This window comes from Pseudoalteromonas sp. S2721 (genome assembly GCF_005887425.1).
In the GTDB taxonomy this organism is placed as follows: Bacteria; Pseudomonadota; Gammaproteobacteria; order Enterobacterales; family Alteromonadaceae; genus Pseudoalteromonas; species Pseudoalteromonas simplex.
The window spans coordinates 15,588-27,747 of the sequence record NZ_PNCZ01000010.1 but is presented as its reverse complement, the minus strand read 5'-3'; the positions used below and the strand labels follow the sequence as shown (position 1 = coordinate 27,747).

Genomic DNA, 12,160 nt, shown 5'->3' with positions numbered 1-12,160 from the left:
ACAATAATGCCAGCTCATAAAGCAAAAAGAAGAAATTAACGTGTCTAGCCACGATGACTTAGCCTTTGACTTACGCCCAATTCGTCATAAAGATTGCCAAGCGATATGGGATATTTTAAAAGATCCGCAAGTACAAACATTTAATGATTACGGCGCTGATATAACGAAAGGTGACGTGTACGACTTTATTCAAGGCGACATAGAACGTTTTTATAATCAACAAGGCATTCGTTTAGTTATTGTTTTACGAAGTAGTGGGCAGGTTATTGGCAGCGTAGGCATATTTAACATAATTGACGGACAGGGCATGTTGGGGTTTGAGTTGTCGTCTCAATACTTTGGCAAAGGAATAATGCAAAAGGTACTAGATATGCTATTTGAAAAACTGACGACCTATGTACCTGCTCCGCTAAACAGTGTGTTAGCTTTAGTTAACCCAAATAATAGCGCAAGTATTAAACTTTTAACTAAATGTGGCTTTCAACAACATGACACTCACTGGGTAAAATACGTTAGCTAATTACTATAATAGTACAATCTTGTTCTGCTAGGGTTGCTACTATAAAATAGCGCCTCATTTTTAAAAAGGAGCGCTTGCAGCTATGGCAAAAGCAAAGCCAATTACCACTATTGAAAGTTACGGCATTTACAGTCATTGGGATGCAAAAGAGAAAGACCTGCCACAAATCACCGAGTTTACAACAGACGTTCCTGCACAGTTAGATATTGAATTTGGCTTTATAGTTAACATTAAAAAGGCCAAAGGACAAAAAATTAAATTTTGCGTTTACCACCCAGATATTCCGGATGAAGATGGCGAGATCATGCCACCGTTTGAGGGCGAACAGTACGTTAAAACAAACGATTGGCAGTTTTATTTAGGTGATACGATATGGGCACCTGTTGACAATAAAGTAGGTATTTGGCGCATGACTATTGAGTTAAATGGCCATATAATTGCTGATAAATCCTTTAACTTATTAAAGGAAGCCGAAGGCACTGCCACTGAATTTTGGAAGCATCGCGGTTATTAATCTTTAAACCTGAGAGGGACTATGTATCAAGGAAGTTGTTTATGCAGCAAAGTAAAAGTAACTATTGCTGGTGGTATAGACTCAATTATTCATTGTCATTGCTCCTTATGTCGTAAAAACTCAGGCACAGCCTACGCAACCAATGGCTTTATTCAACGAGATGGTTTTAACCTCACAGAAGGTAAGCAGCATCTAAGCGCGTTTGAATTTAAACCCGGCAGAATTCGTTATTTTTGTAGCTATTGTGGCTCACCTATTTATAGCGAGAATAAAGATGACCCAAGCCGCTTACGTATTCGCTTAGGTTTATTAGATAGCGATATAAATGAGCGCCCGATCAGCCATAACTTTGTAAGCTCTAAAGCAAATTGGGATACATTTGACGAAAAAATTCCATGTTATGATGGTTTTGAACCAAGTAGGGGGAAGTAACAGCCATGATAGCGAATACACCAAAACCGCCTTATTACGCCGTGATTTTTACGAATACCTTATCTGACGATACCGCCGGTTATGAAGATGTGGCTAATAGAATGGTTGAACTTGCAGAGCAACAACCTGGGTATTTAGGTATAGAGTCTGTTCGTGATGGTTTGGGAATTACAGTGTCGTATTGGCAAAGCTTAGATGCAATAAAAGCCTGGAAACAAAACGTTGAGCACTTAAACGCCCAACAGCTCGGTAGAGACAAATGGTACAGCGCCTTTACAACGCGTATTGCTAAAGTAGAACGTGATTATTCATTGTAATAGCCATTAATCATAAAAAGAACACATCATACTGTTTTGAGGTTTATTTCAATCTCGGCAAATATCTTTGAATTTAAGATTTTTAAATCAACAGATGGTGTGTAAGAGGGGCTATTAATATTCACGTGCAACAAATGAGGGTAATCGCATTATTTGCTTATTCAAAAAATGCAAAATCTCTTTTCCTTTCTATAATTTAAATATCAATAGCTTGCAGACTTTCTTGTCATCTTTTGTGGTGCCTTATTAGCTACTTAATATTTATCGATAATACAGGACTCGGTGTGGAATCTTCTTTGTTTATCAAATACGGTGGTTTTTCTCGAATTTATACCGTCATAGAAAAGTTTTATGACAATATTTTAAAGTCAGAAACCCTTAATGCTCATTTTAAACATACCAACATGGAAAGGTTAATTCATCATCAAACAAGTTTTATCTCTTCTTTAATGGGTGGACCTGATTACATCAGTGATGAACAGCTAGCACAAGCCCATAAAAATTTAGGTATTAATCTTAAAGATTGGCAAGAAATGATAAATATCTTGTCGCTTACATTTGCTGAGCAAGGAATTTCTGATGCTGATTCCATACAAGTAATTGCCAAACTTGAAGCAAAACGAGACTTTATCGTATGTCATTAGAACAAAACAACGCGGATTATTCTGTTTTAAATTATTTGCAGTTACCTGTCGTTGTTTTGTCGGCTAATGAACACAAGGAAGTATTTCAAAACAACTCATTTCAACTTGTTGCACAGCATTACCTAAATGCATCCAATAACCCAGCCAATAGACACTTAGCGCAATTAATTAGCTCAAAATTATTAAAAAACGATGTAGATAAGCTTGAAGTGGAAATTAATAACGGTTCTTATCGTCATATATTTAGATTTACTGCCAATGTAGTGGGTGAGCACGTCATTGTTGAAGGTGAGGATATCACCGAACTTAAGAGAAACCAGTTTTTGTTTAACAGAACAAACTCATTGTTAGAAGACTACAGTAAGCAAATGTTTGAACTTGCTCATACGGACCAATTAACAAATGTGCCAAATAGGCGAGCCTTGTTTGCAAAATTCAGTCAGTTACAATCAAATCATAAAGACTTTAGTTGTACTGTTTCTCTTATCGATCTTGATCACTTTAAGCGTTTTAATGATTCATTTGGCCATGATTTTGGCGACCAAGTATTAGTCACATTTGCGAAGCATGTAAAAGATAGCATTGATGATACGTGTTATTTTGCAAGACTTGGCGGTGAAGAGTTTTGCCTTATCCAAATAAACAATAAAGACACGGTTTGTTTTGCCAATACAGAAACACTACTTCAAACAACTAAGACCATAAAGCTAATGACACCTGATAACTCAAATATAGGTATGTCGTTTAGCGCAGGTGTCGCTGTGTATGGTAAAGACGGCATTTCACTTGATGAACTTTTGAATAATGCTGATAAAGCACTTTATTTTGCCAAAGAGAATGGCCGTTCGCGTGTAGTAACGTTTGAAGGTGCTTAAAGTGCTAGTTTGGTTTACTTATACTGTATACATTTTAGATTCGCTAAAAAATTAATAGCTTACTTTTCTGCTAACACGTACCTATTCCAACATACGTAACATATAAGCTATTTCCTAAAGTGAAGTGAAACTGTCATTCGTTTTTATCAGAAATTTGAACGCTCCATTGCTAACTTTTCTGGCTAGTTATCAGTTAATAGCTCTGGTAGAAATAGCATATTCAGAAAAGGAACTATTATGCTTTAGTAAAATGTGTAATTAGCTTGTCTTACATTTCTTAAATACAAGCATAATCAACAAATTTGTGAAGAGGTGCTAAATGTCGGTTGATTTAGAATTAAATAAGAGAAATGCTATTGAGTTTTACAAAACCGCTTATCTTGGAAATCCATCTCTAGCGGTTGAAAAGTATGTAGGCGAAGTATACATACAACATAATCCTTTAGTTGGTGATGGAACAGCCTCATTCATTACCTATTTTGAGAAAATGCATAATGAATATCCAGATAAGAAAATTGATTTTGTTCGTGCTATAGCAGAAGGTAATCTTGTTGCGCTTCATACTCACCAAATATGGCCTGGTAATGATCAATATGTCACCATGGATTTCTTTCGGTTTGATGAAAATGGCAAGATTGTCGAGCACTGGGATTCAATACAACAGATACCACAAGAGACTTTGAATGGTAACTCAATGTATTGAATATGTACGTAAGTGACTTAACGTTGTAAAGCCCACAAAAGTGGGCTTTAGTATTAATGGTAACTACAAAGTATAATTAAATCCAATAGCTACACCGTCATCTTCGGTTTGAGACATCTGTGCTTCTTGCTCTGCGTCATTACTTGAAAAGTCACTAAAATCCTTACGAGCTTCGATATATAAAATGGTATCCTCAGCCATAAAGTAGTGCACACCTAAAACTGCAAATTGGCGTTTAAACACATCTTCAGGGTCGGCATTAAAATTAGGCTGAATAACATAGTCACTACCTGCATCAAATACGTTATAGGCAACAAAAGTACGAATGTCATTATCAAAGCGATAACTTAGAATTGACTCTAAACCAACGGCATCTTTGATTAAGCGTCCTAAGTTGTCGGTGTCGTGGTTTTCGTTTTTATTTATATTTGCTGATGCATACCAGCCTGGTTTATAAAAATCACCATAAGTAACACCAACACCATAGATAAGATCTGTAACGAGTTGATCGCGACCGTTTGCATAAACAATATCAAATTCACCTCGGTTAACCCCTGCAGTAAATTTTAAATTATTTGTTGCATTGTAGGTGATAGCCGCACCATAGGTTGAATTAAACTCTACTCTTTGAGCTGCGGCATTACCTTGATTAAATAACAGTTCACATGAACTTCGTGATATGTCTGCAATGTCGCAGGTATAAAAGTCATCTGATTTTAGTTGCGCTTGTAGGGCAAGATGAAATTTTCCCCACGTATTACGATACTGTAGTACTTTATCACCGCGACCAGTACCATTTACTGCACCGTCATCTTTATTGTAGGTATAAACACCCGCGGCGTTACCATCCCACACTAAACTGTAGTTGGTGTTATAAACAACGTCATACCATGCACCCCATTGTTTGCCTAATGTAATTTGACCATAGTCTTCATGTTTAAGGCCAACATAGCCAAGCCGGTTATATAAAAACTCATCTTGAATCGATTCAAAGCGATTATTATAAATAATGTCACTACTACCAACAGGGTTTACACCCCATTCTAATAATGCTAAGGCTTGCCAGCCATTTTCTAATTGACGCTTAAAATCTAAATTGATTCGTGATGCACCATTAACTACCTCTGTTTCACCTTGTGTATTAATAACCCTTGCATCTATAAAGCCACCTATAGTGACACTATTGGTTTGATCGTTGTAGATCTCGATGGCATTCGCTGTAGACATGGTTATCATGCCCGCAACAAAAAAGGCAGCGTGTGTTCTTTTCATAATGTACCTTGATTAAATATTGTCCCTAATAGGTATAATTTAGTTAAGAGTCGGAGATTATCAAAGCTAAAATTGGGTCAAAAGTGAAAAATTATCATGCAACAAACCTTGTTTGAGGAAAAATTATTCACTTTAGGTTCACAATATCGAATTATCAATGAGTTAGTGAGCTTAAAATATAGACACTTTCTGACTCAGCGTTCTCAGCATCAATTTTGTATTCGGAGTTTCAGCGCCCAATCCATACAATAAGGTCATATAATAGCAGTCGAGTAATATAGCTGCTTTAACTTTATTAAATTGGGGTTGATCGGCAAATACTAATGATTGAATTAGTTCCATGTGTTGTTGTTGAAAGGTTTTGCAGAACAAGCGTTGGCTAAAAAGCACTTTATAAAAGCGGTGATGTAAACAGTAAAATTGATAAAAGTATTGAGCATAATGATTGATTTTAAGACGAGGAGGGCGGTGAATGTCGGTTTCTTTGGCAAGTTCTAATACGTCATGAAACCGTAGATCAAGACATGCTTCTAAAATCGTAATTTTACTATCAAAATGTTTAAACAAAGTACCGATTGCAATACCACAAGTAGAAGATATTTGCCGTGTAGATGTTTCATTGAACCCATGTTTAGAAAAAAGTTGCCAAGCAACATTTAAAATATGCTGATGTGTCTTATCGTAATTACCCATAGCTAATATCTTAATTTTTATAGTTAAATTTAAAAGTGAGCGCGTTCACTAATAAAAGTGAGCGTGTTCACTAAATGTAGACCTAACAATTTTAGTTGTAAATTGAGGAATTGATTTAACTAATCTTTCATGGCGTGCCAAGCGGCTTTAGTTTAAAATTGCCATCAGTTTCGTTTTTACTTTTTACCCGCTGGAGGGTACCGCTATCATTAGTACAGCTAATATCACCATGCAATTTGGTGCTAAACCTTTATTCGAAAATATCTCAGCAAAATTTGGCGATGGGAACCGTTACGGTTTAATCGGTGCGAATGGCTGTGGTAAATCAACCTTCATGAAAATCCTAAGTGGTGAACTAGAGCCATCTTCAGGCAATGTCAGCACAGATCCAAACGAGCGTATTGCTAAACTAAACCAAGACCAGTTTGCTTACGAAGAGTTTTCTGTAATCGACACAGTGATCATGGGTCATAAAGAGCTGTGGGAAGTAAAAAAAGAGCGTGACCGTATTTACAGCTTACCTGAGATGAGCGAAGAAGACGGTATGCGTGTAGCAGACCTAGAAACTGAGTTTGCCGAAATGGATGGTTACTCAGCAGAAGCTAAAGCAGGTGAGTTATTAATTGGTGTAGGTATTGGCACAGAGCAACACTACGGCCCTATGTCAGAAATTGCACCGGGTTTTAAACTGCGTGTTTTACTTGCACAAGTGCTGTTTTCTGATCCAGATATCATGCTACTCGATGAGCCTACCAATAACTTGGACATTTACACCATCAAGTGGCTAGAAGACGTACTAAACCAGCGTGACTGCACCATGATCATCATTTCGCACGACCGTCACTTCTTAAACTCAGTTTGTACACACATGGCCGACATCGATTACGGTGAGCTTCGTATTTACCCAGGTAATTACGATGAGTACATGTTTGCTGCAACGCAAGCTCGTGAGCGTCTACTAAGCGAAAATGCCAAGAAGAAAAGCCAAATTGCCGAACTTCAACAGTTCGTATCGCGCTTTTCTGCGAACGCTTCAAAAGCAAAGCAAGCCACATCACGTGCTAAACAAATTGATAAAATTCAGCTTGAAGAAGTTAAAGCATCTTCTCGTCAAAGCCCGTTTATTCGTTTTGAGCAAGAAAAGCAGTTATTCCGTAATGCCTTAGAGCTAACAAATTTAACGCAAGGATTTGACGAAATGCTTTTCAGCGGTCTTGAAGGTCTAGTCGAAGTAGGCGAGCGCATTGCAATCATCGGTGAGAACGGTGTTGGTAAAACCACACTATTAAATACCCTTGCTGGTCGTTTAGCACCAAAACAAGGTGAATTTAAATGGTCTGATAACGCTAATATCGGTTACTACGCACAAGACCATGCTGACGAGTTCGAACAAGATATGAACTTATTCCAGTGGATGGAACAATGGCAACAAGAAGGTGACGACGAGCAAGTTGTTCGTAGTTTCTTAGGTCGTATGCTGTTTTCACAAAACGATATCAAAAAGTCAGTAAAAGTGATTTCAGGCGGTGAGCAAGGCCGTATGCTGTTTGGCAAAATTATGATGCATAAACCAAACATCTTATTAATGGATGAGCCAACCAACCACATGGATATGGAATCTATCGAAGCGCTTAACTTAGCACTTGAAGCATACGAAGGGACATTATTGTTCGTATCTCACGATAGACAATTTGTATCATCACTAGCTAACCGTATTTGGGAAATCAAAGACGGCAAAATTATCGACTTTAAAGGTACATACACTGAGTACCTAGCAAGCAAAGAAGCTTAATTAGCTGATGAGTGATTAAAAGCCATGCATGTCATGGCTTTTTTGTGCTTCTAGAGTCGCATCTTGATGTGGTTTAAGAGCGATTTATACTGCGTTATCGATTTTAACAATAGAACCTCTATTATTTGCATCAACGCCTTGCAAAATCGCTTTTAATTCCAACTGAAACTCGCATCTTGATGTGAGTTAGGTATATAATACCCGCCACAAAATAAGGACAAAAGTCCGCTTTTTAGAAAACTATTTAACTGAGGTGTATTTATGACTGTTGGCATTATTATGGGTTCCAAATCAGACTGGCCAACGATGGAACATGCGGCGTTAATGCTAGAAAAATTCGGCATTGAATACGAAACTAAAGTTGTTTCTGCTCACCGTACCCCTCAATTACTTGCTGACTATGCAAGCTCGGCTGCAGATCGCGGCATTAAAATTATTATTGCAGGTGCCGGTGGTGCTGCGCACTTACCAGGTATGGCTGCGGCGTTTACATCACTGCCAGTTTTAGGTGTGCCAGTTAAGTCTAAAACACTTAATGGTGTAGATTCGTTATTATCTATCTGCCAAATGCCTAAAGGTGTTGCGGTCGGTACTCTTGCTATTGGTGAAGCGGGTGCTGCAAATGCTGGCCTTTTAGCGGCACAAATTTTAGGTTGCCAACAGCCTGAAATCTTCGCAAAAGTTGAAGCTTTCCGTAAAGAACAAACAGACACTATCTTAGCTAACCCTAATCCTGCAGAGTAATATGAATATTCTAATTTTAGGTGCAGGTCAGTTAGCTCGCATGATGAGCTTAGCGGGTGCACCGCTTGATTTAAATGTTGTTGCCTACGATGTGGGTAGTGAAAAAATCATTCATCCATTAACTGGTGAAGTTCATAACAGCACATTACAACAAGCTATTTATAACGCAGACGCGATTACAGCAGAGTTTGAACACATTCCTGATGATGTACTTACATTATGTTGTCAAAGCAATAAGTTTTATCCGGGTAAAGCGGCAATTAAAACAGGTGGCGATCGCGCACTTGAAAAAGCATTACTTGATAAAACAGATGTTGAATGCGCGCCTTACCAGCTAATTACAGAAAAAGCGCACCTTGTTGCTGCCGTAGAGCGTTTAGGCAAGCCGCTTGTGATCAAAACTTGCCAAGCAGGTTACGATGGTAAAGGTCAGTGGCGCTTAAAGTCTGATGATCAAATTGACCAAATTTGGTCAGAAATGGCAGATTTCATTGCATCAGGCACTGAAAGTGCGCCGCATTCTATTATCGCTGAAAAGATGATCCCATTTGACCGTGAAGTATCTATCATTGGTGCACGCGACAAAGCGGGTAACACCGTTATTTATCCATTGACTGAAAACCAACACACCAATGGTGTACTTACGCTTTCAGTTGCCGGTAAAGAAAAAGCAGCAATTCAAGAACAAGCAGAGCTTGCTTTTAACAAGTTAGCGCAAGAGCTTGACTATGTGGGTGTATTAGCAATTGAGTTTTTTGACGTACAAGGTACGTTATTAGTTAACGAAATTGCGCCACGCGTTCATAACTCTGGTCACTGGACACAGCAGGGTACACATTGCTCACAGTTCGAAAACCACATGCGCGCTGTTGCAGGTTTACCATTAGGTAGTACAGCGTGTCTTCGTCCTACTGCCATGATCAACGTACTTGGTCAGCCTTCAATCCCACACTCAGTACTGGCAACGCAAGACGTTACAAGTCACTGGTATGGTAAAACGGCTAAACCAGGTCGTAAGATGGGTCATATCAATGTATCGGCTGATAACCTTCACCAATTAGGTGAACGTTTAGCGGCACTGGCTGAAATTCTACCAGAGCAAGAGTACCCAGGAGTAGCTGATACCAGCACTCAACTTATTTTAAACTAATCAGTTTAAATTCTTAAAAGCCGAGTTTATCTCGGCTTTTTAATTACCCGCAAACTTCGCTAATTTTGTACCTCTTGTCTCAAAGCACTTGCGTCAGGGTCATCTTGCTATAGACTAATATTTTTATATTAATATTAGATCGTTATGTTACATCCTCGATTAAGAACAGTCGTATTTGCGTTCTTTATGGCGCTGTTTATGTCTGGATTTATGTCTTTAGTGATCAGCATTTTTAACGTTGGTTTAATCGATAACATTGCAACCATTTGGCTTAAAGCATGGGCTTTTGCATTTTGCGTGGCATTTCCTACCGTTATTTTTGTTGCACCTGTGGTGCATAAGCTAACCAATAAACTGATCAGAGCACCGTTGTGATAGCCGAACGCCCAAAGCAGTTTCTATTTATTGCACTATTTTTAGTATCAGCATTACCATTTGTTGGCTCTGCTACGGCACTTGTCGTCGGTGCTTTATTTGCCATGATATTAGGCAACCCATTTTCAGTGCAGTCACAAAAAATAAGTAAATGGATGCTAAAGTTGGCGGTGATTGGCTTAGGCTTTGCTGTTGATTTTAATCAAGTTATAGAAGTAGGGCGCAGCTCTATTGTGCTTACTATTGTCAGTATTACCGCTATTATTGGCCTTGGTGAAATTTTATCTCAGTTATTTAAGTTAAATAAAAACACCGGTGTACTTATTTCATTTGGTACCGCCATTTGTGGTGGTAGCGCCATTGCAGCAATGGCGCCGGTTATAAAAGCCAAAGATCACGAAGTAGCCATATCACTCGCTGTGGTGTTTTTATTAAACGCCCTTGGCTTAGTGTTATTCCCAATGATTGGTCATTACTTTGGCCTGACTGAGCAACAATTCGGTGTTTGGGCTGCACTTGCTATTCACGACACCAGTAGTGTAGTGGGGGCTTCCGCTGCGTATGGCGCATCAGCACTTGCTATTGCCACAACCGTTAAACTGACCAGAGCGATGTGGATAATCCCTTATACAAGCATTGCGGGTGTGTTTTGGAAATCTGACGAAAAAGCCAGTATCCCATTGTTTATATTTGGTTTTTTGGCGGCTGCACTGATTAATTCAAGCTTTCCCGAGTATCAAACACTATGGCATGCACTCAATGTTGGTGCTAAACAAGTTTTAGTAATGACCTTATTTTTGATTGGTAGTGGTTTATCTATTTCAGTCTTAAAACAAGCGGGCATTAAACCTTTTATCATGGCGATGATCTTATGGATCATTGTCAGCAGTATTATTTTACTACTTATAGTAGACGGATTTATTTCATGAAAAACGCTTTATTAACTTCTTCAATAGCACTGGCCATGGGCCTTTTTGCTAACAATATATCGGCGGCTGATTTACGTGTTGCTACCTTTAATGTGAGTATGGATGCCACTAACTATGCTAAAAAAGGCGAAGCAATAGATAAAGATGCTTTAAGTAAAGCATTAGCCAGTAACCACCAGCAAATTCGTAACATTGCAGAAATTATTCAGCGCGTAAGACCTGATGTAATTTTACTCAATGAGTTTGATTATATTGATGCCGACAAAGGCATTAACGTATTTCGTAAAAACTACCTGCAAGTATCGCAAAATAAGCAAGTTGCCATCGATTACCCGTATTACTTTATTGCACCTGTTAACACTGGTTTACCTACTGAGTTCGACCTAGATAACGATGGTGTAAAGGGGCATTACAAAGGCGACGCACACGGCTTTGGCTTCTTTGAGGGGCATTATGCAATGGCAGTATTGTCGCGCTACCCAATCGATTTAGATAAAGCGCGTACATTACAAACATTCAAATACAAAGATATGCCAAATGCACAAATGCCTATCGACCCCAAAACAGGTAAAAACTGGTATTCAGCTGAAGAGTGGCAAGCAATTCACCTAAGTTCTAAGTCTTTTTGGGATTTACCAATAGATGTAAAAGGTAAAACGTTTCACTTGCTTGCATCGCACCCAACGCCGCCTGTTTTTGATGGTGACGAAGACCGTAACGGTAAGCGTAACCACGATGAAGTACGCCTAGTTGCAGATTACATCAACAATGCTAACTACATTTACGATGATAAAGGTCAAAAAGGTGGCTTAAAAGCGAAAAGCCGTTTTGTTATTGTTGGTGACTTAAATGCTGCGCCAGAAGGAGGTAAGGCACGCCCGAATACAACAGACCAAATTTTAAAAAATCCATTAGTGAATACCTCTTTTACCCCAACAAGCAAAGGTGCAAAAGAATCGTATAAAGAAGATTACGCTAAAAACTATACTGCTTATTGGCAGGCGCGTGCTGATTACGTTTTGCCATCAAATTATGGTATTGAAATAAACGATGGTGGTGTTTTTTGGCCACAGAAAAACTCTGAACTGTTCCGTTTAATTAAAGATCGTAACGCATCATCTGATCACCGTATGGTATGGCTTGATATCAGCTTAAAATAAGCTGTTATTAAACGGAAAAGTTTGGCTGTTTATCCTATAA

General features: G+C 38.6%; 15 protein-coding genes. 13 read left to right on the top strand and 2 right to left on the bottom strand.

What is annotated here, in order from left to right:
• The first annotated feature begins 40 nt into the window (after nucleotides 1-40).
• The 7 genes from CWC02_RS04770 (at nucleotide 41) to CWC02_RS04740 (ending at nucleotide 4,005) form a co-directional block, all read left to right on the top strand.
• Complete coding sequence (locus CWC02_RS04770) at nucleotides 41-520, top strand: GNAT family N-acetyltransferase (protein WP_171043817.1); 480 nt, start codon at nucleotides 41-43, stop codon at nucleotides 518-520.
• An 82-nt stretch (nucleotides 521-602) separates the two neighbouring features.
• On the top strand, nucleotides 603-1,034 hold the full coding sequence (locus tag CWC02_RS04765) for a DUF3859 domain-containing protein (RefSeq protein WP_138616765.1): 432 nt from the start codon (nucleotides 603-605) through the stop codon (nucleotides 1,032-1,034).
• Between the two features lie 21 nt (nucleotides 1,035-1,055).
• Entirely contained in the window at nucleotides 1,056-1,466 is a 411-nt protein-coding gene (locus CWC02_RS04760) for a GFA family protein (protein ID WP_138599572.1), read from the top strand.
• Nucleotides 1,467-1,471: 5 nt separating this feature from the next.
• The gene (locus CWC02_RS04755) at nucleotides 1,472-1,783 is read left to right on the top strand and encodes an antibiotic biosynthesis monooxygenase family protein (RefSeq protein ID WP_138616763.1); all 312 of its coding nucleotides are present in this window, start codon (nucleotides 1,472-1,474) and stop codon (nucleotides 1,781-1,783) included.
• Between the two features lie 284 nt (nucleotides 1,784-2,067).
• The gene (locus CWC02_RS04750; RefSeq protein WP_171043816.1) at nucleotides 2,068-2,427 is read left to right on the top strand and encodes a group I truncated hemoglobin; all 360 of its coding nucleotides are present in this window, start codon (nucleotides 2,068-2,070) and stop codon (nucleotides 2,425-2,427) included.
• Nucleotides 2,418-3,302: a GGDEF domain-containing protein gene (locus CWC02_RS04745; RefSeq protein ID WP_138616758.1), complete on the top strand. Its 885-nt coding sequence runs from the start codon at nucleotides 2,418-2,420 to the stop codon at nucleotides 3,300-3,302. Before CWC02_RS04750 ends, CWC02_RS04745 begins: the two co-directional genes overlap by 10 nt.
• Nucleotides 3,303-3,621: 319 nt before the next feature.
• Nucleotides 3,622-4,005, top strand: a complete 384-nt coding sequence (locus tag CWC02_RS04740; protein ID WP_138616756.1) for a nuclear transport factor 2 family protein — start codon at nucleotides 3,622-3,624, stop codon at nucleotides 4,003-4,005.
• Between the two features lie 63 nt (nucleotides 4,006-4,068).
• On the opposite strand, the gene CWC02_RS04735 is transcribed toward CWC02_RS04740, so the two are convergent.
• Together CWC02_RS04735 and CWC02_RS04730 are read right to left on the bottom strand one after the other, a co-directional pair.
• Nucleotides 4,069-5,277, bottom strand: coding sequence for a porin (locus tag CWC02_RS04735; RefSeq protein WP_138616754.1), 1,209 nt, complete (start codon nucleotides 5,275-5,277; stop codon nucleotides 4,069-4,071).
• 171 nt (nucleotides 5,278-5,448) lie between these two features.
• The gene (locus tag CWC02_RS04730) at nucleotides 5,449-5,970 is read right to left on the bottom strand and encodes a TetR/AcrR family transcriptional regulator (RefSeq protein WP_138616752.1); all 522 of its coding nucleotides are present in this window, start codon (nucleotides 5,968-5,970) and stop codon (nucleotides 5,449-5,451) included.
• Nucleotides 5,971-6,175: 205 nt separating this feature from the next.
• Here CWC02_RS04730 and CWC02_RS04725 point away from each other — a divergent pair, with 205 nt between their 5' ends.
• From CWC02_RS04725 to CWC02_RS04700, 6 genes are all read left to right on the top strand, one after another.
• Nucleotides 6,176-7,762 carry an ABC-F family ATPase gene (locus tag CWC02_RS04725; protein ID WP_138616750.1) on the top strand — a complete coding sequence of 529 codons (1,587 nt, stop codon included), beginning with the start codon at nucleotides 6,176-6,178 and terminating at the stop codon, nucleotides 7,760-7,762.
• 261 nt (nucleotides 7,763-8,023) lie between these two features.
• Entirely contained in the window at nucleotides 8,024-8,506 is a 483-nt protein-coding gene (gene purE / locus CWC02_RS04720) for a 5-(carboxyamino)imidazole ribonucleotide mutase (protein WP_054553887.1), read from the top strand.
• Between the two features lies 1 nt (nucleotide 8,507).
• Entirely contained in the window at nucleotides 8,508-9,656 is a 1,149-nt protein-coding gene (locus CWC02_RS04715; protein ID WP_138616748.1) for a 5-(carboxyamino)imidazole ribonucleotide synthase, read from the top strand.
• A gap of 144 nt (nucleotides 9,657-9,800) precedes the next feature.
• Nucleotides 9,801-10,031, top strand: a complete 231-nt coding sequence (locus CWC02_RS04710; protein WP_054553885.1) for a DUF2798 domain-containing protein — start codon at nucleotides 9,801-9,803, stop codon at nucleotides 10,029-10,031.
• Nucleotides 10,028-10,960, top strand: a complete 933-nt coding sequence (locus CWC02_RS04705) for a YeiH family protein (RefSeq protein ID WP_138616746.1) — start codon at nucleotides 10,028-10,030, stop codon at nucleotides 10,958-10,960. Before CWC02_RS04710 ends, CWC02_RS04705 begins: the two co-directional genes overlap by 4 nt.
• Nucleotides 10,961-10,995: 35 nt before the next feature.
• Complete coding sequence (locus CWC02_RS04700) at nucleotides 10,996-12,120, top strand: endonuclease/exonuclease/phosphatase family protein (protein ID WP_502705396.1); 1,125 nt, start codon at nucleotides 10,996-10,998, stop codon at nucleotides 12,118-12,120.
• Nucleotides 12,121-12,160: the final 40 nt, after the last annotated feature.

Bases quoted from the DNA above. Each gene is read 5' to 3' on its own strand.
- CWC02_RS04760 (WP_138599572.1), top strand. From the start codon at position 1,056: ATGTATCAAGGAAGTTGTTTATGCAGCAAAGTAAAAGTAACTATTGCT.
- CWC02_RS04710 (WP_054553885.1), top strand. From the start codon at position 9,801: ATGTTACATCCTCGATTAAGAACAGTCGTATTTGCGTTCTTTATGGCG.
- CWC02_RS04755 (WP_138616763.1), top strand. From the start codon at position 1,472: ATGATAGCGAATACACCAAAACCGCCTTATTACGCCGTGATTTTTACG.
- CWC02_RS04700 (WP_502705396.1), top strand. From the start codon at position 10,996: ATGGGCCTTTTTGCTAACAATATATCGGCGGCTGATTTACGTGTTGCT.
- CWC02_RS04745 (WP_138616758.1), top strand. From the start codon at position 2,418: ATGTCATTAGAACAAAACAACGCGGATTATTCTGTTTTAAATTATTTG.
- CWC02_RS04730 (WP_138616752.1), bottom strand. From the start codon at position 5,970: ATGGGTAATTACGATAAGACACATCAGCATATTTTAAATGTTGCTTGG.
- CWC02_RS04765 (WP_138616765.1), top strand. From the start codon at position 603: ATGGCAAAAGCAAAGCCAATTACCACTATTGAAAGTTACGGCATTTAC.
- CWC02_RS04740 (WP_138616756.1), top strand. From the start codon at position 3,622: ATGTCGGTTGATTTAGAATTAAATAAGAGAAATGCTATTGAGTTTTAC.
- CWC02_RS04715 (WP_138616748.1), top strand. From the start codon at position 8,508: ATGAATATTCTAATTTTAGGTGCAGGTCAGTTAGCTCGCATGATGAGC.
- CWC02_RS04735 (WP_138616754.1), bottom strand. From the start codon at position 5,277: ATGAAAAGAACACACGCTGCCTTTTTTGTTGCGGGCATGATAACCATG.
- purE (WP_054553887.1), top strand. From the start codon at position 8,024: ATGACTGTTGGCATTATTATGGGTTCCAAATCAGACTGGCCAACGATG.